The sequence below is a fragment of the Neptunomonas japonica JAMM 1380 genome, from assembly GCF_016592555.1.
Lineage (GTDB): Bacteria > Pseudomonadota > Gammaproteobacteria > Pseudomonadales > Balneatricaceae > Neptunomonas > Neptunomonas japonica_A.
In genome coordinates, this window is record NZ_AP014546.1 from 3,156,727 (window position 1) to 3,180,012 (window position 23,286).

At 43.7% G+C, this 23,286-nt stretch carries 12 protein-coding genes; 8 read left to right on the forward strand and 4 right to left on the reverse strand.

The window, feature by feature from the left end:
• The 4 genes from narH to NEJAP_RS14795 form a co-directional block, all read right to left on the reverse strand.
• Entirely contained in the window at positions 1-1,569 is a 1,569-nt protein-coding gene (gene narH, locus NEJAP_RS14780) for a nitrate reductase subunit beta (protein WP_201347958.1), read from the reverse strand.
• A complete protein-coding gene (locus tag NEJAP_RS14785) occupies positions 1,566-5,315 on the reverse strand; it encodes a nitrate reductase subunit alpha (RefSeq protein ID WP_201347959.1) in 3,750 nt (1,249 codons plus the stop codon). Before NEJAP_RS14785 ends, narH begins: the two co-directional genes overlap by 4 nt.
• Before the next feature lie 445 nt (positions 5,316-5,760).
• A complete protein-coding gene (locus NEJAP_RS14790; protein WP_201347960.1) occupies positions 5,761-7,365 on the reverse strand; it encodes an MFS transporter in 1,605 nt (534 codons plus the stop codon).
• 96 nt (positions 7,366-7,461) lie between these two features.
• On the reverse strand, positions 7,462-8,760 hold the full coding sequence (locus NEJAP_RS14795; protein WP_201347961.1) for a nitrate/nitrite transporter: 1,299 nt from the start codon (positions 8,758-8,760) through the stop codon (positions 7,462-7,464).
• 258 nt (positions 8,761-9,018) lie between these two features.
• On the opposite strand from NEJAP_RS14795, the gene NEJAP_RS14800 reads away from it, so the two are divergent.
• From NEJAP_RS14800 to NEJAP_RS14835, 8 genes are all read left to right on the forward strand, one after another.
• The gene (locus tag NEJAP_RS14800) at positions 9,019-10,836 is read left to right on the forward strand and encodes an ATP-binding protein (RefSeq protein ID WP_201347962.1); all 1,818 of its coding nucleotides are present in this window, start codon (positions 9,019-9,021) and stop codon (positions 10,834-10,836) included.
• Between the two features lie 27 nt (positions 10,837-10,863).
• A complete protein-coding gene (narL, locus tag NEJAP_RS14805; protein WP_201347963.1) occupies positions 10,864-11,514 on the forward strand; it encodes a two-component system response regulator NarL in 651 nt (216 codons plus the stop codon).
• A 63-nt stretch (positions 11,515-11,577) separates the two neighbouring features.
• Complete coding sequence (locus NEJAP_RS14810) at positions 11,578-12,312, forward strand: tRNA1(Val) (adenine(37)-N6)-methyltransferase (protein ID WP_201347964.1); 735 nt, start codon at positions 11,578-11,580, stop codon at positions 12,310-12,312.
• Between the two features lie 196 nt (positions 12,313-12,508).
• Positions 12,509-13,921: an efflux RND transporter periplasmic adaptor subunit gene (locus tag NEJAP_RS14815; RefSeq protein ID WP_201347965.1), complete on the forward strand. Its 1,413-nt coding sequence runs from the start codon at positions 12,509-12,511 to the stop codon at positions 13,919-13,921.
• Positions 13,918-17,037 (forward strand): efflux RND transporter permease subunit, encoded by a 3,120-nt coding sequence (locus tag NEJAP_RS14820; RefSeq protein ID WP_201347966.1) that lies wholly within the window; start codon positions 13,918-13,920, stop codon positions 17,035-17,037. The genes NEJAP_RS14815 and NEJAP_RS14820 overlap by 4 nt, the downstream gene beginning before the upstream one ends.
• A 143-nt stretch (positions 17,038-17,180) precedes the next feature.
• Complete coding sequence (locus tag NEJAP_RS14825) at positions 17,181-17,978, forward strand: ABC transporter substrate-binding protein (RefSeq protein ID WP_201347967.1); 798 nt, start codon at positions 17,181-17,183, stop codon at positions 17,976-17,978.
• Complete coding sequence (locus NEJAP_RS14830) at positions 17,975-21,379, forward strand: EAL domain-containing protein (RefSeq protein ID WP_201347968.1); 3,405 nt, start codon at positions 17,975-17,977, stop codon at positions 21,377-21,379. The genes NEJAP_RS14825 and NEJAP_RS14830 overlap by 4 nt, the downstream gene beginning before the upstream one ends.
• A gap of 375 nt (positions 21,380-21,754) precedes the next feature.
• Positions 21,755-23,227 (forward strand): NarK family nitrate/nitrite MFS transporter, encoded by a 1,473-nt coding sequence (locus tag NEJAP_RS14835; protein WP_201347969.1) that lies wholly within the window; start codon positions 21,755-21,757, stop codon positions 23,225-23,227.
• Positions 23,228-23,286 lie beyond the last annotated feature (59 nt).

Here is a 23,286-nt window from a genome sequence, read left to right on the forward strand (position 1 = left end):
TTATCGCTCCCCATCGTTCAGCAACGCAGGGTCTACCTGCTGCACACCACTGATTTTTTTAACCATGGTGACTGTCTGCTTTTTAGCGCCAAACATGTTGGTTTCTTCTTCACCGCCGCCACAACCATTACCGAATGTGAAACCACAACCGCCTCTTTCAGGGAAAGCATCGTTAGCAAGCTCACGATGGCTGGTTGGAATAACAAAACGATCTTCATAGTTAGCGATAGCTAAGTAGCGGTACATTTCTTGTACCTGTGTCTCTGTCAGACCAACATCTTCTAACACATCAAGATTGACCTTACCTTCAACCTGCTCATCACGTTTGTAAGCACGCATTGCTAGCAGACGTTTAAGCGCAAGACGGACTGGTTTCTCATCGCCCGCAGTCAACAGGTTAGCTAGGTATTTAACCGGGATACGTAGTGAATCCACATCCGGGATCGCACCATTCATACCAATTGAACCAGCATCAGCAGCAGACTGAATTGGGCTTAGTGGTGGTACATACCAAACCATTGGCAATGTGCGATATTCAGGATGCAGTGGCAAAGCCAGCTTCCAATCGACCGCCATTTTGTAAACAGGAGACTTCTGAGCCGCACTAATCACGTTATCAGTGACGCCATCCAGTTTTGCCTGAGCAATAACTTTTGGATCAAACGGATCAAGGAAGATCTCAAGCTGCTTCTCGTATAGGTCCTGCTCACTACCACTAGCAGCCACTTCTTCAATACGATCTGCATCATATAAAAGCACGCCAAGGTAACGAATACGGCCTACGCACGTTTCAGAGCAGACAGTCGGCATACCTGATTCAATACGTGGGTAACAGAAGATACACTTCTCAGATTTACCACTTTTCCAGTTGTAGTAGATCTTTTTGTAAGGGCAGCCACTGACACACATACGCCAGCCACGACACTTATCTTGATCGATCAGTACAATACCGTCCTCATCACGCTTGTAGATCGCACCACTTGGGCAAGATGCTACACAGGCAGGGTTCAGGCAGTGCTCGCACAAACGCGGCAAGTACATCATGAAGGTATTCTCGAACTGGCCGTAGATCTCCTTCTGTACATTATCGAAGTTTTTATCTTTCGAGCGTTTAGTGAACTCAGTACCAAGAATCTCTTCCCAGTTTGGACCCCACTCGATTTTCTTCATTCGTTGACCAGTGATCAATGAACGAGGACGTGCGACTGGCTGATGCTTACCTTCAGGTGCGTTATGCAGATGCTGGTAATCAAAATCAAACGGCTCATAGTAATCATCGATTTCTGGAAGATCAGGGTTAGCGAAGATATTCGCCAACACACGCCACTTACCACCGATACGCGGCTCTATACTGCCATCGACTTTACGTACCCAACCACCTTTCCATTTTTCTTGGTTTTCCCACTCTTTCGGGTAACCGATACCTGGCTTGGTTTCAACATTGTTAAACCAGGCATACTCAGTCCCTTCACGAGAGGTCCAGACGTTTTTACAAGTAATTGAACAGGTGTGACAACCGATACATTTATCAAGGTTAAGCACCATACCTACTTGGGAGCGGATTTTCATTTGGCTGCCTCCTGAGTGTAATCGTTGTCTTCGTCATCTAACCAGTCGATGTTTTTCATTTTACGAACAACAACAAATTCATCGCGGTTAGAACCCACAGTACCGTAGTAGTTAAAGCCATAAGCTTGCTGTGCATAACCACCAATCATGTGTGTCGGTTTAGGACATACACGCGTAACCGAGTTATGAATACCGCCACGAGTTCCGGTTGTTTCAGCACCCGGTACGTTTACGATACGTTCCTGTGCGTGATACATCATCGCCATTCCATCAGGTACACGCTGCGATACAACAACACGACAAGCGATAGCACCGTTGGCGTTGAATACTTCTACCCAGTCGTTATCTTCGATACCCGTACTGGTCGCATCACCTTCACTCATCCAGATAATCGGGCCACCACGTGATAACGTCAGCATTAGCAAGTTATCGCTATAGGTTGAATGGATACCCCATTTTTGGTGAGGCGTAATCCAGTTCAACGCAATCTCTGGGTTACCGTTTGGCTTCTTGTTCATCAACGGCGCAACAGATCGTGTATTGATTGGCGGACGATAAGAGACAAAACCTTCACCGAAGTCGCGCATCCACTCATGATCTTGGTAGAACTGCTGACGACCTGTCACAGTACGCCAAGGAATCAACTCATGAACATTGGTGTAACAAGCATTGTAAGATACGTGTTCATCTTCTAGGCCCGACCAAGTCGGTGAAGAGATGATCTTACGCGGCTGAGCTTGCACATCACGGAAGCGAATTTTCTCTTCCTGTTTAGGTTTAGCTAAATGCGTGTGATCAAGACCGGTCATTTCACCCAGTGCTTCCCACGCTTTCACTGCTACTTGACCGTTAGTTTCTGGTGCTAGACTTAAAATCATCTCGCAGGCATCAATTGCCGAATCCAGTTTCGCTTTACCTTTATGAGCCCCTTCTTCGGTATGCGTCCAGTTAAGCTCTTTGAGGAATTTAACTTCGTCTTTTGTATCCCAAGCAATCCCTTTACCACCATTACCAACATTTTCAAGCAAAGGACCAATCGAGGTGAAGCGCTTATAGGTATTTGGATAATCACGTTCAACCACCATCAGATGTGGCATAGAGATACCCGGTACAGGATCACACTCGCCTTTTTTCCAATCCATAACGCCCAGCGGTTGTGCTAGCTCACCCGGAGAGTCATGCTGCATTGGCAGAGTGACGAGGTCTTGTTCTACACCAAGATGGCCTACACACACTTCGGAGAACTTCTCAGCGATACCTTTATAGATATCCCAGTCAGAACGCGCTTCCCAAGCAGGATCAGTCGCTGCAGACAGCGGATGGATGAACGGATGCATATCTGATGTATTCAGGTCATCTTTCTCATACCATGTTGCTGTTGGCAGAACGATATCTGAGTACAAGCAGGTAGTAGACATACGGAAGTCTAGCGTCACTAGCAGATCAACCTTGCCTTCAGCGCCTTCATCGTGCCATACCACATCTTCTGGCTTTTTAGTGCCCGCTTCGCCCAGATCTTTGTTCATCACACCATGATTAGTACCGAGTAGGTATTTCAGCAGGTATTCATGCCCCTTACCGGACGAACCTAGTAAGTTAGAACGCCAGATAAACATGTTACGCGGGAAGTTTTTAGGGTTATCAGGGTCTTCACAGGCAAAGTTTATAGCGCCTGATTTTAGCTGATCAACTGTATATTCCTGAGGTGTTTTGCCGGCAGCTTCAGCCGCTTTACCAATGTGTAACGGGTTAAGATCCAACTGAGGAGCTGATGGCAACCAACCCATGCGTTCTGCACGGATATTGTAATCAATCAAGCTACCTGTCCATTTTGACTGATCAGCCAATGGCGATAAAATCTCAGTAACATCTAGTTTCTCATAGCGCCACTGGCTCGAGTGGTTATAGAAGAAAGACGTACCGTTCATATGACGTGGTGGACGCTGCCAATCAAGACCGAAGGCAAGTGGAGTCCAACCTGTCTGAGGACGTAGTTTTTCTTGGCCCACATAATGAGCCCAACCACCACCAGACTGACCGACACAACCACACATGATTAACATGTTCATCAGGCCACGGTAGTTCATGTCCATGTGATACCAGTGATTCATACCGGCACCCACGATGATCATGGATTTACCTTTAGTTTTACTGGCGTTATCAGCAAACTCACGTGCAATTTGGATAGCAACATTACGGTCTACACCGGTAATTTGCTCCTGCCATGCAGGCGTATACGGTGCGTTATCATCATAGCTAGTCGCTACAAAATCACCACCTAGACCACGATCAATGCCGTAGTTAGCCATCATCAAGTCATAAACGGTTACCAGTAAAGACTCTGAACCATCAGCTAGCTTAACGCGCTTAGCCGGAAGGTTGTGATGAATAATGTCAGAGAAGGTATTGTGCGTGAAATGCTCGTTCTCTACACCACCGAAGTATGGGAAACCAACAGAAGCGACTTCGTCATGACTATCTAGCAAGCTCATTTTCAATGAAGTAGAACGGCCTTCAAGCCCTTCTTTTTGCTCGATGTTCCACTTACCTTTCTCACCCCAACGGAAACCAATAGAACCATTTGGCACGACATAGCTATCCGTTGCTTCATCATAAGCAACAGTTTTCCATTCTGGGTTGTTATCCTGACCCATGTTGCCATCAAAGTCAGACGCACGGATAAAGCGGCCAGCAGCATACGAACCATCGTCGCGTTGCTCTAGCTGAACCAAAAATGGCATATCCGTATAGTCGCGACAGTAATCTGTGAAGTATTCAGTTGGGTTATCAACATGGAACTCTTTCAGAATGACATGACCAAAAGCCATCGCCAAGGCAGCATCAGTACCCTGTTTAGGGTTCAACCACTGATCACACAGCTTTGAAACTTCGGCGTAATCTGGAGTAATCGATACTGTTTTAGCACCTTTATAGCGCACTTCTGTGAAGAAATGAGCATCAGGTGTACGTGTTTGAGGAACGTTAGATCCCCAAGCAATAATATAGTTAGAGTTATACCAGTCAGCTGACTCTGGAACGTCAGTCTGCTCCCCCCAAGTCATAGGAGACGCGGGTGGTAAGTCACAATACCAATCATAAAAGCTCAGGCAAACACCACCAATCAACGATAGGTAACGCGCACCAGCAGCATAAGAAACCATCGACATCGCTGGGATTGGCGAGAAGCCAATAACGCGGTCTGGGCCATATTCTTTAATTGTATAGGTATTTGAAGCAGCAATGATTTCGTTTACTTCATCCCAAGTTGAACGTACAAAACCACCTTGTCCACGCATTGACTTATAAGATGTTGCCTTTGCAGGATCTTCAACAATAGAAGCCCACGCTGCGACAGGATCTTTGGTCGCACGTGCTTCACGCCACAACTTAATTAAGCGCTTACGTACGGTTGGGTATTTAAGACGGTTAGCACTGTAGATGTACCAAGAGTAACTTGCGCCGCGAGGACAACCACGAGGCTCATGGTTTGGCAGGTCAGGACGCGTACGAGGATAATCTGTTTGCTGGGTTTCCCAAGTGATCAGACCATTCTTAACGTAGATTTTCCAACTACAAGAACCCGTACAGTTAACACCATGAGTGGAACGAACAATTTTGTCATGCTGCCAGCGCTGACGATATCCATCTTCCCATTCACGACTTTCTTTAACAGTCTCCCCGTGCCCATTGGCAAAGGTGCCCTGCTTTTTCTTTAAAAATCTCAATCTATCGAGCAAATGACTCATTTTATTCTCTCCTGAAACCGCTAGGTCAGGACGGGGCTATAACCCCGAGCCGTTTTATTAATACGCCGACAAGGTCAATTGTCTTGAGCGCTTACCGATTCATCCGGTCATAAGGCCGTTCAACCATCCCTGAAGAACAAACCCTATTGCTTACTGTTGAGCCCACAATAACTGCTTTAATGCTCAAAACTTGTTGATCTGTATCAACATACAAACCATGAAAACAAACCCCAACAGGGAGAAATACCACTTTGGTGATACATCGAAAAAACAACTTAAACACATGTTTTATATGAATAAAAAATAATTACACCAACAGAACTCTACGTAAAATAACGACAGAGGAGTATTTGTAGGTAGTCAGTCAAAATAGGAATAGCAGCCATAAAAAAAGAGCCCTTGAAGGGCTCTTTTAAATAGAAAATCATCATGCTTAATTTTGCATTTATGGATTCTTAAACTCTGCTTTAGGGCCTAGGTAATACCACCAGTTCAACGCCAAGCACAGCAAGTAGAAGACAGCGAAGCCATAGAGTGCCATTTCAGGTGTAGCCAGTTTAATCTGCTCACCAAATACCTTTGGTATAACAAACGCACCGTAAGCAGCCACAGCAGAAGTCCAGCCGAGTGCAGGACCCGCTTGCTCTTTAGGAAAGACCATAGCAATAGTACGGAAAGTAGAGCCGTTACCAATACCTGTTGCAGCAAACAACACTAAAAACAATCCAATGAAAGGTACAAAATACTCTTCAGGCGTCGCTGACTGGTAAGCCGCTTTAAGGTAGTAAGCAACCCCTAGAGCACTTGCAATCATCACGATAGAAACATAGTGAGTTACACGTGCGCCACCCATTTTATCTGCCATCCAGCCTCCGATAGGACGGATGAAAGCACCAATAAATGGTCCCATCCAAGCATACATTAGAGCAGAAGGCCCATTAGCGTTAACAATGTTATGAGTCATCACGCCATCAACCATTAAATGCTGATAACCAAATACAACTTTGATTGCTAATGCAAAACCGGCAGAGTAACCAATGAAGCTACCAAAAGTCATGGTGTAGATAACGCTCATCACCCAAGTATGCTTATTTTCAAAGATTTTAAACTGACGCTGTAAATTAGGTTTAATGTCACCAGGTATCATCTTCATCAACATAATTGTGAAGAAAAGAATACCAACAATCACAGGCCACTTAGCCCAGCCTGGAGCGCCCAGGCCTGTTGGGTCTGGTAAGATAATGAACAAACCAGCAGCGGCTGTCATAAAACCAATAAGCAATAAGCCTACAATTTTAGACATCGCACCGACAGGTGAGCCTATATCTGGAGAAACGTCATCCGTACGAAGGTTGTTCATTCCAAACCAACCAACAATCGCCAGCGGAATTAAAAACAACAACCATACAAAACCAGCGTTGTGGATATAAGTTTCAGATCCAGCAGGAATCTTACCAATCAAGGTACCTGAAGTGTTTTCTAGGATCATCGGCGCACCACCGAAGATACCCATAGTCATGACTAATGGCACAAGGATTTGCATAGTAGTTACACCAGCATTCCCTAAACCCGCATTTAGTCCCAGCGCCAAACCCTGCTGCTTCTTAGGAAAGAAGAAGCTGATGTTAGACATCGAAGATGCGAAGTTACCACCACCAATCCCTGACAAGAAGGCCAGCAATTGGAAAACCCACAACGGCGTATTTTGATCTTGCAAAGCAAAACCAGCACCAATGGCAGGAATCATAAGCAACGCGGTAGTAAAGACAATAGTATTTCGGCCACCGGCGATACGAATAAAGAAGCTACTCGGTATTCGCAAGGTTGCCCCTGTTAGCCCCGCTATCGCTGCCAATGTAAAGAGTTCAGCCTTCTCAAATGGAAAGCCTAAGTTAAGCATCTGTACCGCAATGATGCCCCAGTACAACCAGACGGCAAAACCACACAATAAACTAGGAATCGAGATCCACAAGTTGCGCGTAGCAACTCGCTTACCTTCTGACTCCCAGAATTGTTCGTTTTCTACGTCCCATTTTTTTATATCAGACATACTTTTTCTCCAAAGTGAATGCACCGCCGCCTAATGACAATCTCTGCACTCGACCTACATAATCTGAACAGCGTGATACACGCATAATTACTGCCATTATCTGCTGCTGGTAATATCAGAATCTTCTTTCAGAAAGTTATTGCGGATCGCTTCTTGCAATCGAGAACGCCGCTCTTCAACAGAGATGCCGTAGTACATTACGCACATACAGACAGCCAAAACGCCGTAGAGCAACATAAAGCAAGAGCTGCGAACCCCCATCGTATCGGCCACCAGACCAAAAAGGATTGGCAAGACAAACCCACCAATCGCACCCAACATGCCCACCATTCCCCCGACTACACCCATTCTTTCCGGATAGTAGTCATAGACAAGACGAAACACGCTGGCCTTCCCAAAGCCCATTGCCACACCCATCACCATGACCAAAACAGTAAACAACCAGACCGGCATATCGATCACGAACGTCGTATCCTCACGAATTCCATGAACCGTCATAGTGGTGGGGGGATAGGAAAGGAAAAACAAGCACACGAGGCAAACCCAGAAGACACTCCAATTAACATGGCGAGCCCCTAATTGATCTGCACTCCAACCTCCCAAGATGCGTGTTAGCGCACCTGGAAGCGTAAACATTAATGTCAGGAATGATGCAGTCTGAATATCCAAATCATAATGACTGACATAGTAATCAGGCAGCCATAAAGCAAGCGCTATATACCCCCCGAACACGAAGAAGTAATACAAGCCAAAACGCCATACACGGGCATCCGCGAGTGGTTTAAGCTGTTCAGATAGACGGTATACTCGACGCGGCTTACCAATACTTTTCTGATCTTCATCAGTGAGTATCCAAAACAAAAAAGCCAGCAACAACAGTACAACACCATAAACGGTTGGCGCCATTCGCCAGCCATAAGCAATAATTATTAACGGTGCGATTAAATTTGTGACTGCCGCTCCCAAGTTACCTGCACCAAAAATACCCATGGCCATGCCTTGCGAACGCTCACTAGAACGAGAAGAAACAAAGTGAATACCGATACTAAACATGCTACCGGAGACACCTACACACAAACCCAATAACAAGTAATGATTAAAAGTTGATGCATAAGAAAACAAAAACAACGGCACACTGACAAACATAAGTAAGGCGACAATAAGAATTCGGCTTCCCCAACGCTCAGCAAGAATTCCCATCGGTAACCGAAGTAACGCACCAGTAAGAATTGGTGTAGCCACCAACACACCAAATTGAGTCTCAGAAAGACCTAATTCATGCTTTATTTGAAGGCCAATAACAGAGACCAATGTCCAGACCGCGAAACACGCAGAAAAGGCCAATGTGGCCATCGCGATCGCAGATATCTGCTGCTGGTTGCTGTTAACTATCATCGAACACCCGTTCAAAGTGATATGAATGGGTGTAAAGGTAAGCCCGTAGCTATTTATTTTTGTTGATCGAAATCAAGACCTAACCTTATGATTAAAGTGATTTTTTACCAAAATACCTCTTTATGAGTACCTCTTTTTATCTTTGTAAGCACATGATTTTACTGATATTTTAAACATAGATTAGATCAATCATTCAGAAAGCCTTTTCTCACAATTTCTTTGTGAGTATTTGGCAATGCTAGAGGCACAATTAAGCCAATGCACTTTTTTAAACAATCAATCATCGCGCGCTTAGGTGCTGCCATGTTAGCTATCAGCATCATGGCGGTAGTCAGCATGATTGGGTCTGTTATTGTAGCGGAAAGTACTCAAGGTGATGCGGCAGGTATTAACCTAGCAGGCTCCCTGCGGATGCTCTCTTATAGAGTCATCGCAGAAACAGGCCAATACACGCAATCCCCTTCTGAAGAAAATCATAGTAAAGTCAAACTCTCTATTTCAGAATTTGAAAAGCGTATTAATAGCCCTATCCTCAAAACCGTTATCCCTCAGGACGGCGACCATGACCTCTACCGCCTCCACAACAACCTTGTTAATGATTGGAATGAACACATCATCCCATCCCTTAACAAAGCACTGATCGACACCCAACCTTCACATAAATATATTGATCTAATTGAAAAATTTGTTCATAGAATCGATCAGATGGTATTACTGTTAGAGCGCAGTACTGAATCTAAAATCAAGCTGCTCAGCTTGGTTCAGGCTATCAGTCTCTTTATGACGGTACTGATCATCTTTATTGCCATGTTGGACATAAAAAACAACGTAGTTCTCCCACTACAAGAACTTGTACACATGGCCCGTCGCGCCAGCCGAGGTGACCTAGCGGCGAGAGTTGAATATGAAAGCCAAGATGAACTAGGTGTGCTCGGCGACTCTTTTAACCATATGGCTGAAGAGCTTTCGAAAATTTATACGGATCTAGAACAGCGCGTTGAACGTAAAACCGCTCTATTACAGCAATCAAATGAATCTTTACAACTCTTATACGACACCACTCGATGCTTTAACCGTAAAGAAGATATCTGTCGCCGCTTAATGCCCGTCATGCAGCAACTGGAAACGGTCAGCCCGTTTGGCCCAATAGAAGTAACCCTTTGCGAACCCAACAATAAAAAAAGCTATCGAGAGCTCACGACACAAACCATAGAAAGGCCTGAGAACTGTCGCGTACTCAGTTGTAATAGCTGTATCGTTCAAGAGCTTGATCACCGACCACACAAAACATTATCTTTACCTATTCAGACGAGAGAAACGTATTTTGGGGAGTTTAATGCACAGTTTCTTCCTCATGTACCTCCTAATCAGTCAGAGATAAAACTGATAGAAACCATAGTAGAAAATTTAGCTACATCGATGTCTCTTGAGTTAAAAGCAGAACAAGAACAGCAACTATCACTGATAGAAGAGCGCGCCGTTATTGCTCGCGAGCTTCATGACTCGCTCGCTCAGTCACTTTCTTATTTAAAAATACAGGTCACTCGCCTACAAATTCTGCGTAAAAAAGAATCCAGTACAGAGAGTATTGATGATGTTGTAGATGAGCTAAAAGAAGGACTTAACAATGCTTACCGCCAATTACGTGAGTTACTCACCACTTTTCGTCTCAAATTGGATGAGCCAGGGTTAGCACATGCGCTTGAAACCACCATCAATGAATTTTCGGAACGTTTAGGCATCCCGATAAAATATCACTACGGAATCCACCACTTAACATTAACGCCTAACGAAGAGATTCACGTACTTCAATTACTGCGAGAAGCGCTGGCAAATGTCGTCAAACATTCACAAGCCAGCAAGGTTAGTGTCTCGATCAGCGCAGAGAAAGATGAAATCACAGTCTCAATACAGGATAACGGTGTGGGCCTTCCTCAAAACCAGGAACTGACTAACCACTATGGTTTAGTCATAATGCAAGACAGAGCAGCTACCATTAATGGCCAACTGAGTATTGCAAACCAGCCAAGCGGCGGCACACGAGTTCTGTTAACATTTAAATCAAAACATCATTGAGAATAAAATAATAAGGACTCAATTTATATGAGTGACACTACATCAGCTTCTATCCTACTCATTGATGACCATCCGCTACTGCGTAAAGGCGTGAAACAACTGATCGAACTCGATGACGAATTAATCGTTATTGCAGAAGCCAGCAATGCCATTGATGGCATAAAAGCGGCTAAAGAAACCGAACCTGATCTCATTTTACTTGATCTCAACATGCCAAATATCAACGGTATAGAGACACTCAAAATGCTACGCGATGAAGAAGTAGCATCACGCGTTATCGTATTTACGGTGTCTGATAACGAAGAAGACGTAGTAGCAGCATTAAAAGCGGGGGCTGACGGCTACCTGTTAAAAGACATGGAACCAGAAGAACTCCTTGAGAGCTTGCGCCAAGCAGCACTGGGCAAGGTAGTGATCAGTGATAAGCTGACAACGCTATTAGCACAAGCACTTCAGTCTGGCCGTAGCAGTAACAAATCAGATATTAGCAGCCTTACACCTCGGGAAAAGCAGATCATCAAATTAATTGCTGGCGGACTACCTAACAAGCTAATCGCACGAAAGCTCAACATCACTGAAGGTACAGTAAAAGTACACGTAAAACATCTGCTTAAAAAATTACGTTTACGCTCGCGTGTTGAAGTTGCCGTATGGGCGGTACAAGAAGGGTTGGGCTAATATTTAACTTCACGTATTTAGCGATAAAAACTCCTACACCCTTTAATATTCTTAGAGCTCTTTATGACCCGGCGTAAACGCAATAGCTATTTTGAGTGTAAGCAGTTTAAGATTGAGCAAGGCGATTGCGCCATGAAAGTCACCACTGACGCATCACTTTTAGGTGCTTACGCCAACGTAGAAAATGCCCAGCGGATACTCGATATTGGTACGGGGACAGGCTTGCTAAGTTTGTTCGCAGCACAACGAACATCCGCCTATATAGATGCCGTAGAACTCGATGCGCAAGCTGCAACACAAGCCAGAATAAACTTTCACAATAGCCCCTGGCCAGAACGCTTATCATTAATAGAGACAGATATTCGTGACTACGCTGACAAACAGCCTCAACGTTACGATTGCATTCTAACTAATCCACCTTTTTTTACTGACTCCACCCCCAATGCTTGTGATAGGGCATCGTTGGCACGTCACAATAGCCAACTCCCCCTAATTGATTTAATCAAAGTAATCGATCAGCTACTAACAACAAACGGCAAAGTATGGATACTACTACCGCTACAAGAGTCTGAAACCTTAGTAAAACTCGCAGAGCCATTAAGCCTTTATCCACAGGAACGCATGCTGGTACGTAATAGCAACCAACATGAAGCACACCGAGAAATCATGACTCTGGGCCGTGAGCCAACCGATATTAAACAAAATATTTTTACGCTCTATAAAGAGCACCCGTATCATACACATGCAGCTGCCGCATTATTCGACCCTTATTACACACGTATGAAAGTTGAAAGCTAATACCAAAAGTATCTAGGAAAATTATTGCCCACTCGCGTACACGAGTTCGTAAAAAAGCAACGTTCCTGCTCGGCTAGATCAAGCCAGCAGTGTAAATCTCTGTAAAGTTGGCTGTATCATTGACAAATCTTCTATATATTAGTGACTGTATATGTAAAGTTTATTCTTTCCCTGTCCTGCTGCTCTGGAAAATTTGATGAAAGCTCTGTTTCAAAAGCCGTTTATGTTTTTTGTCATACTACTTATCGGAGCAGCGGTGGCTGCTTTTATGATAAAAAGTAAACCTGCCATTAAACACTCAGGTACAGAAATCCCAGCCAAAGCCGTTGATACTATAACCGTTAGGCCTATAACAATTAGCCCACACGTGACAGCCTATGGCACGGTTGAGCCTGCAATAGCACTCAAAACCAAAGCACAAGTCAGCGGTAAAATCAGTTACCTACACCCCGACCTACAATCAGGTGGAAGTATTTTACAAGGTACATTGGTCGCAAAGATTGACCCTGAAGACTCTCAAATATCGCTTAGCCAAAGCGAAGCAGATTTACGAGCGAACTTATCATCTTTAGCACAGCTAAACGAAGAAGAAAAAACCACACGCCGCTCGTTACAATATGCCCGAGAAAACTTACGTGTCGGAGAAAAGGAATTAGCCAGAATCAGGGACATCTGGAACAAACAGCTTATCTCCCGTTCAACACTCGATGCTGAAGAACAAAAAGTATTACAGCTACGCCAAAGCACCACCGATTTACAAGGGCAGCTCAATACATACGCTAGCCGTAAAGACTCAACAAAAGCACAGATAGAACGTGCTACTCAGCAAGTCAAAGGACAGACAACTACGCTAGGAAGAACCGAGATATACATGCCTTTTGATGCTCGAGTTGGCGAGGTATTAATCGAGGAAGGTGAGTATGTCACCGTCGGCACTTATCTGTTTGAATCATTAGCTATTAATCGCATTGAAATAAACGCACAATTACCTGTGCAAAAAATGCGCACCTTGATCAGTTCAGGGTTATCACAAGGTGAAACCGACACTCTTGGCTTTGATTTGAGCCACATTATGGAACAGTTGAATTTTTCAGCTAATGTCAGCCTTGTCGGCGCAAGCTCAGAAGCCAACTGGGAGGCAAAACTATTACGTTTCAGCGAATCAGTTGACCCCGTTCGCCGCACTTTAGGCATCGTTGTCGCTGTAGATAACCCTTATCAGAACATCATTCCTGGAAAACGCCCTCCTCTCATAAAAGGAATGTACACGGCGGTGGATCTATATGCACCAGCATATACAGCCATTGTCATTCCCAGAAGCGCGCTACATGAAGGACGAGTTTACCTTTCAAACACACAGCAAAAACTGGAAATACGACCGGTAAATGTGCTGTTTCATCAAGATAATCTAGTCATTATTGAATCTGGCTTAGAAGCAGGAGAACAGATCATTATCAATGACCTGATTCCAGTTATTGAAGGAATGCCTTTACAGCCCACACTCAATATTGAAAGTGAAACAGCGTTGCAAATAGCGGCTAAAAAACCAGCGCAGCTAACCTCCACCATTATCGATAACACAAGCAATACTAGTGGAGCAGCTCAATGATCCGCTACTTTGCAGGGCATCCAACTGCTGCCAACATTCTAATGGTCGTCATTATTCTGCTTGGGTTGGTCGCTTTACCTCAATTAAACAAAGAAACATTTCCAGAGATTAAGCTCAATAAAGTCAGTGTTACTGTGGCTTACCCTGGCGCCAGTCCAGCCGATGTTGAAGAAGGATTGTGTAACCGTTTAGAGGATGCTACCGATGGTCTGAGCTTTTTAGACGAGCAAATGTGTGAAGCGCGCGATAGCCTAGCAACGCTCACATTAGAGATGCAAGAAGCTGGGGATATAAAGCAATTCGTCGATGATGTTAACGCTGCCATTGATGGTATTAATGATTTTCCTGATAAAGCAGAAGATCCAGTAGTAAAAGAATTAGGGCGCACAGAAGCTGTTTTAAGCATTGCGGTGACGGCTAATAACACCATGCCAGAACTCAAAGCTTTGGCTGAATATTACCGTAACCGCCTACTGGCGTTACCCGAAATCCCTATTGTTACTGTCACTGATTTCTCGGAGCACGAACTTAGTGTACGCGTAAAACCAGATGCCATGCGTCAATACCAACTTAGCATTCAAGATGTAGCTAACCTTATCTCAGCACAAGCTGTCGATCTACCCGCTGGAGTTCTTGAAGGAAGCCAAAACTCCTACCAAATCCGTGTTGAAAACACCCGTCGTACTGTTACAGAACTGGAAGACCTTGTTATTCTCGATAACGATAAAGGCGGCCAGATCACACTGGGCGATATAGCAACAATCCAAGATGATTTTGCTGTTGAAGAGCAACGCACAGAATTAAACGGTATCCCTGCGGCACTTATACAGATCAGTAAAAACAAGACCGATGATACACTCAGAATTTACAACGCAGCAAAGAAGTTCATTGACCAAGAGAATGCCCGCTTACCAGAGGGCACCTCGTTAATTATTACGCAAGACTCGGCCTCAATTGTTCAAGACAGGCTGAGCCTGTTAATGAAAAATGGCTGGCAAGGTTTATTACTCGCAACCCTCGCGTTATTTATGTTCTTTAGCTGGCGTTACACCTTTTGGGTCGCCTTAGGTTTGCCCATTTCGTTTTTAGGTGGGCTTGTCATCATGTCAACACTGGGGGTCAGCATTAATATGATTTCCATGGTGGCGTTATTAATGGCCATCGGCATATTGATGGATGACGCCATTGTTCTGTCAGAAAGCATCGACCATGAATACCGCAAAGGAAAGTCACCCTTTCAGGCCAGTATTGATGGTGTTAAAAAAGTTGCAAGAGGTGTTTTCTCGTCCTTTGTCACATCAGCCATGTTATTTGGAAGCTTATTATTTCTAAAAGGTGATATGGGGCAGGTTCTTGGTGTATTACCTGTTGTCCTGCTCGCCGTACTATCCATTAGCCTCATTGAGGCATTCCTCATTCTACCTCACCATTTACAACACTCTTTAGCTCATCACAGTGAACGCCAACCATCACAATGGCGTAACCGTTTTGAAGCAAAGTTTGAGAAGCTAAGAGCACGCGTAGGAACTATGGCAGATACAGCGATCCGTTATCGCTACCTTACTGTTGGCTTTGCCATTGTCATGTTAATCATATCGATCAGTTTAATTATATCTGGCACGCTGAAATTTAAGGGCTTCCCTGACATAGAAGGAAACCGCTTAGAAGTGCGTGTTTTAATGCCACAAGGCACGCCGTTTAGCCGCACTCAAGAAGTCGTCTCTATTCTGACGCAAAGCCTAAATAAAACCTTGCAGCAGCTCCCTGCTGAAACTGAAGGAAAATTAGTTAAGAACACTGCCATTTTATACAGTCGCAATGATGATGCCCATGAAAGTGGCGCACACCTTGCCACCATTAGTCTTGATTTACTGGATGCAGAAAAACGTAATACCTCGCTCGTAGAACTTAAACGACGTTGGCGTGAACTCACACCACAAATAAGGGATGCTATATCCATTCAATTTAAAGAGCCTAAATTTGGCCCTTCCGGGCAAGCGATTTCTATTCGCTTACAAGGCAACAACTTGGATACCCTCTATACCGCCTCTTGGGAGTTACAAAACTGGCTCAAAGGTTATTCTGGCACTAGCAACATCATGTCTGATATTCGTCCGGGAAAAACAGAGTTCAAGGTTCAACTACAAGCAGGCGCTATTAGCTCAGGTATTGATGTTCAAGGACTATCATCGCAACTCAGAGCTGCTTACCAAGGTGTCAAAGTGAGCGACATATATCGCGGCAGCGAAGCTTACGAAATTAACGTAATGCTCGATAGCCAGCCTGAAAACGCATTGAATGATTTTGAAAATATTACCCTTTTTTCTAAAAACGGTGTTGATATCCCACTTAAGTCGATCGCCGATATTGAAGAAGGCCGTCAATACTCACGTATCGTGCGTATAAACCACCAACGCACCGTAACTGTCAGTGGTGACGTTAATACTCAAATAGCAAATACCAATGAAATTATCGGCCATACCCGCAATGAATTTTTGCCGCAGCTCAAAGCACGTTATCCCGATTTGGTTTTTAGTTTAGAAGGCGAAGTTAAAAACGACTCCGAAACCAGCGGCTCAGTATTAACCGGGTTCATTCTTGGCATAGCCGGAGTCTACCTACTACTGAGCCTACAGTTTGCCAACTTTAAAGAGCCTATTATTGTTCTACTCAATATTCCGTTGGCATTGATTGGTGTTATCTGGGGTCATTTTTTAATGGGCTTAGATTTGAGCTTACCAAGCATGATAGGTTTTGTGTCATTAGCAGGCGTTGTCGTTAATGATTCAATACTCTTGGTTGAGTTTGTAAAAGCACGCAGTATGGAAGGTATGAACTTACACGATGCAGCAGGGCAAGCTGTCCGAGATCGTTTCAGGGCTATTTTCCTGACATCTATCACCACCGTGGCAGGAATGATTCCTTTATTGTCAGAAACCAGCTTACAGGCTCAGGTGTTAGTGCCACTCGTTGCCAGTGTGGTTTTTGGTATGCTATCCGCTACATTGTTATTGCTACTAGTACTACCGGCCTCTTATGCAATACTCGAAGACCTTGGTTTTACTGAACTAGATAGCGTAGGTGATGATAAACCTACTTTAGCCATTCCTGCATGAATACCAAATAATTGTAATATGAGAAAGCTGTGACCTAGTGATTCACAATCCCAGCCTATCATTAACGCACATGCTAATAGCTAGTCTATACTTTTATCCAACATTGGCTGTTTGGTCAAAAAAAGGGAAAAAAAGAGACTGCGATGCGATTACTATGCTCTTTATTGCTAGTAATCTTTGGCTTTTCTTTTCAGGCGTCAGCATCCGAAAACAGTGATACAAGCCGGTTAACAAAGATCACTGCTCAGAAGATGATTCGCGTTTGTATTTGGCCAGAGTATTACAACATCACTTACCGAAACCCGAAAACACTACAGCTTTCGGGCCTTGATTTTGATATGGCCAACGAACTCGGTAAAGACTTGGGGGCATCAGTACAATTTGTAAACAGCTCTTTTTCAAAAGTAACAGAAGATATTGCGCATGACCGATGTGATATTGCCATGTTCGCTATTGGTATCACTCCTCACCGAAAAGAAAAGCTGCGTTTTAGCCAGCCTCACCTGAGCAGTGATATTTATGCGATCACATCCAAAAGTAATCCACGTTTACAAAATTGGCACGATATAGACCAACCTTCCTCAGTCGTGGCTGTCAGTAAGGGATCCTTGCACGAATTTTTCATGAAGAAATCCCTAAAGTCTGCAAAGCTATTAATACTCAACCAGCCTTTTGCCCGTGAGTTAGAGGTTCGTTCAGGCAGGGCGGATGTTTTTATGACTGATTATCCATATAGCCGACGCTTTTTAGAGACCGATGATTGGGCTAAGCTGATATCCCCCCCCGCCAACTACCATAGAACATCCTATGCATATGCGATGAAACACGGGGATGACATCTGGTATGAACGTGTTGAAAGCTTCATGAGGGACATTAAACAAGATGGTCGGTTAATGCTGTCTGCTAAACATCACAAATTATCAAGCATCCTCTTACCATGAACTCGCAATCCAAGCAGTTGCGTAACGCATATATCACTGCGGTTGTATTTTTCGTGACGGTAATTATTGTCATTACTTGGTATTCCTTATGGAGACTACGTGAAGAAACAGCTGCCGGGATGCAAGAAGTATCAACGATGCACACTCGAAGTTTTGAAGACTTTCTCACCCAAAATTTGCGTTTAGCCGAATTAGCCACAACCAATATCGCTAATATGGACAGCAGGAAAAAGAATTTTTTCAATATAGAAAGATCTCTGCGGGCAACGCTTAAAAACAACCCTGCGCAACGCTCAATTTCACTTTTGAACGAGCAAAACCGTATCATTGTGAGCTCTAACCGAGCAAATGTTGGCGTTATCATCAATACAGATGCTTTTTTACCCAACCTTACAAGCGAACAAGATATTCTAAGCATTGGAATGCCGTGGGCTGGCCGAGATTTTATAAGCGGAACCTCAACTTCTCACCAAAAACCCACCCGATCAGAACAGTTAAACTTTATACCGGTGGTACATACGCTCTCCTTTGAGACAAGAAAAGTCACATTACTCATAGCCATCAATCCTGATTTCTTTATTAACCATATATCCCAAGTTCTCGATAACGAAAGCGGTATTGTCGATATTATTCGCTATGATGGCACCTTACTGATGAGTACCGATGCCTCTGCCAAAATAGGTTCTTTATATCAAAAGATCGAATACCCATTATCACTAGAGGCAGCTGAATCAGGCCAGTTTTTAACGCCGGCACTTGAAAATAACAAGCCAGCCTTTAGCTCCTTTAGAGCATCCCGCCTCTACCCATTTTTAGTCATAACCCGCATTGATCGTCAACGCGCAATGCAAAGCTGGAAAGCTGAAGCCAAGACATTTCTTGGTGTCATTATTGCTATCGCTTTCACATTAGCAGGACTCATCATTGTATTTTATCGACGCCAGTTACAAATTGAACGTGAGCGAGATAACTCAGAGCGACTTCAACGGATTAATGCGACCGTTTTTGGTAGTAGTGCTGATTCCATCGTAATTACAGATATCAATGCCAATATTATTTCTGTCAACCCAGCTTTTCACCAGATAACAGGCTACCGACCTGAAGAGGTTATTGGCCAAAACCCTCGGATACTCTCTTCCGGATTGCAGGACAATAGTTTTTACCAAGAGATGTGGAAATGTATTCATGCAAAAGGAGTATGGCGGGGAGAACTACAGAATCGGTGTAAAAATGGCCACCTTTATGATGTTCAAACAACTATAACTGCGTTTTATGATAACAATGGACACTTACAGCATTTTATCGGCGTTAGTACCGATATCACAGAGCGGAAAAAATCAGAAACCAGACAGCGTCAAGCCGCCAGTGTTTTTACTAATAGCCAAGAAGGCATTATGGTCACAGATGAAAACAATCTCATCATTGACGTAAATCCAGCGTTTTCTCGCATTACAGGTTATAGCTATAACGACGTTATCGGTAAAGATCCAAGCTTGCTGGCTTCAGGCAGGCAACCTCCAGAATTCTATGCTCAAATGAAGAGCACGCTTAGTGAAACAGGCTCTTGGCAAGGCGAAATTTGGAACAAGAAAAAGTCAGGTGAGATTTACGCTGAACGTCTGTCAATAGACACCGTCCATAAAGAAAACGGAGATATTAGCCAACATGTCGCTGTTTTTTCTGACATTAGTCGCTTAAAAATACACGAAGCGGAGCTACACCGTAGTGCTCATTACGATCCATTGACCAGTATCCCTAACCGTCGTCTCTTAGGAGACCGCCTCGTTCAGACAATCGAAAGATCAAAACGTAGCAACCGATCTATTGCCGTATGTTATTTAGACCTAGATGGGTTTAAGCCTGTTAATGATCAATATGGGCACGCCGCTGGAGACTTACTACTCATAGAAATAACTAAACGGCTACTAAAAATATTGCGAGGAGAAGATACCTTAGCGCGCCTAGGTGGAGATGAGTTTGTTATCTTATTTGCCGAGATAGAAAAGCCTGAAGAAATAGATGTCGCCCTACAAAGAGTATTAAAATCTATCAGCGAACCCATCAAGGTTGAGAGTAATACTGTTAGTATTTCTGCGAGTATCGGCGTCACAATATTCCCTGAAGATACAGCAGATGCCGATACACTCTTGAGACACGCCGACCAAGCTATGTATAGAGCAAAGGATGCTGGAAAAAATCGCTATCACCTCTTTGATCCAGAGCTAGATTTAGAAGTTCAAGCTCGACGCTCTAAACTTAAAAATATTGAAAAAGCACTGAGAAATGATGAATTCATTCTCTATTATCAACCCAAAGTAAACTTAGTAAGTGGTAAGGTGATAGGTGCTGAAGCGTTAATCCGTTGGCAGCACCCTGTGAAAGGCATTCTTCCTCCTGCTGCATTTTTAGACCTCATTGATGGGCACGACCTAGAAATTGATATAGGTGAATGGGTAATAGAATCTGTCATAAAACAGATCGTAAAGTGGAACAAGGCAGGGCTATTTTTTCAAGTTAGCGCAAACCTAAGCGCTAACCATTTATTAAAAGAAGGTTTCTCTGAACGTTTAAGAGAGATGTTAAACCGCTACCCTGCAGTTCGCCATGAAGATTTAGAATTAGAAATTCTTGAAACAAGCACTCTCAACGATTTAGATCAAGCAAATAATGTACTGGCACAATGCCGTAATATGGGCGTCCGGTTTGCCTTAGATGACTTTGGAACGGGTTATTCATCACTGACTTATTTTCAACGCTTACCTGTAGATATTCTTAAAATTGATCAAAGCTTTGTAAGGGACATGCTAGATGACCCCAATGATTTAGATATTGTTGAAAGTATCCTACGACTCGCTCAAACCTTTAATCGTCCCGTCATTGCGGAAGGAGTTGAAACGTTAGAACTAGGGGCTATGCTCGTACAGCTAGGCTGTCAACAAGCCCAGGGATATGGCATAGCACGCCCAATGCCAGCTGAGAGCATTCCTAGTTGGACATCACAATGGCAAGAGACAAAACCCTGGCTAGCCATTAGCAAACCTGTTGGAAAAGATACTAACCTAAGCCTTAAAGTGGCCATGCAAAGCCATATCAACTGGCTGGACTCTCTAGAAACATTCACGAAGAACCCAAGCTCTCCTCATCCAAGAAAAATCAACAACCATGGCCAATTTAGACGTTGGTACCGCAGTAGTGGATTTGCTCGTTATGGCACCTTAGAAGAGTTTCAAAATATAGCACCTCTATATGATGCAACATGCGTACTGAGTACTGAATTAATCGAACTCGTTAGTAATGGAAATAGCACGTTAGCATGCGATCGTTTAGCTGAGCTTCACCAGCAGCGAAGTATGTTAATTACCCAAATTAATGTCCTTATTAAGACATTAGAGAAGCAATAAAAACAAATATAATTTAAATATTGAGGCAAGTTTTTTTACTGCACAAACTAGCTACCTCCTATGAATCGGCAGCTACCTGTTTTTTAGCAAAGAAAAAAAACAAAAAACAACTCATATAATTCAATAACTTAATACGAAAAAACAAATACCTCTTAATAGGTACAAGCTCAAATCTCTATTTACAACACCGACATAAGCCTTGATTCATATCAACACGCCCTCCTCAAAACTCCCCTATTTTTACCTTATATGGATAACACGTTATCTGCTGAAGACTCGCTCAGATAACTGAATTTACCCAAAAGATAAACACAACGATTCAAACGATGCCTTCAAAAACGTAGCGACGACCTTACCCGCTACAGGAGTAGCCCAATGTCCAATGACAAAATCCAATTACTAAACTTTAGTGATCCAAAGATAAAAACTTTGCATATCACTTGGTTTGCATTTTTCCTGACCTTCATGGTCTGGTTTAGCCATGCTCCCCTAATGGCTATAATCAAAGAAGCTTTTGACCTTACTACCCCTGAAGTCAAAGCACTGTTAATTCTTAACGTTGCGCTAACCATCCCTTCCCGCATTGTCATTGGCACTTTAGTAGATAAATACGGCCCTCGTACTATTTACAGTATGCTATTGATGGTGGGGGGTATAATTTGCGTTGGGTTCGCTTCAGCACAAACTTATGAGCAACTAGCAATACTACGTTTTCTTAGCGGTTTCATCGGTGCTGGTTTTGTTATCGGTATCCGTATGGTCTCTGAGTGGTTTCCTGCCAAGCAAGTAGGGATTGCTGAAGGGATTTATGGTGGTTGGGGTAACTTTGGTTCTGCAGCAGCAGCTATGAGCCTCCCCTCTCTTGCACTTATGTTCGGCGGTGAAGATGGCTGGCGCTATGCGCTTGGAATGACAGGCGTGTTAGCTTTTGTATACGGTCTCATTTATCGAAAAATTGCACGTGATACACCAAAAGGATCTACTTACTTCAAACCCAAAAAACACGGTGGTCTTGAAGTTACTAGCAAAGGTGATTTCTATTTTTACCTGCTAATGAATGTTCCTATGTATTTAGCACTTGCCGTACTGACATGGAAACTGTCACCTTCAAATCTAGGTTTATTAAACGAGATAGGCACATATGGCATCTATGCAGTACTTGCAACATTGTTCGTCGTTCAAGTGCGAGCCATCTATCATGTAAACGAAGAAAACCTGAAACATGGTGTTCCTGAAATTCAGCGTTATAAGTTCAAACAAGTTGCTGTACTGGACATAGCTTATTTCGTTACTTTCGGATCTGAGTTGGCCGTTGTTTCAATGCTTCCGCTATTCTTCCTCGATACATTTGAAGGTCTAAGCGCAGTCCAAGCAGGGTTACTTGCATCAGGTTTCGCCTTTATGAATTTAGTTGCTCGTCCGACAGGCGGCCACTTCAGCGATAAATATGGTCGCCGTAAAGCGCTGTCCATATTCATTGCCGGCCTAGCTGTAGGATATTTTGTACTCAGCCAAATTGACGCTAACTGGTTCATCCCTGTTGCCGTTATTGCCACAATGGGCTGCTCTTTCTTCGTACAAGCAGGTGAAGGTGCCGTATTTGCAGCAGTACCTCTAATTCAGCGTCGAATGACTGGACAAATTGCAGGTATGGCAGGCGCATACGGTAACGTCGGTGCAGTTTGTTACTTAACAGTGCTATCGTTTGTAGACTACTCAACATTCTTTTTGGTGATTGGTGCATCTGCCGCTGTAGCCTTCTTGTTCGTCCAATTTATGGATGAGCCTTCAGGACAGATGGCTGAAATATTACCCGATGGCACAGTTCAGCTGATCGACGTTGAATAAGTCACTTTATTCAGAGAGCCTTCGGGCTCTCTTTTATATTGCGTAATACAAGCTAAACC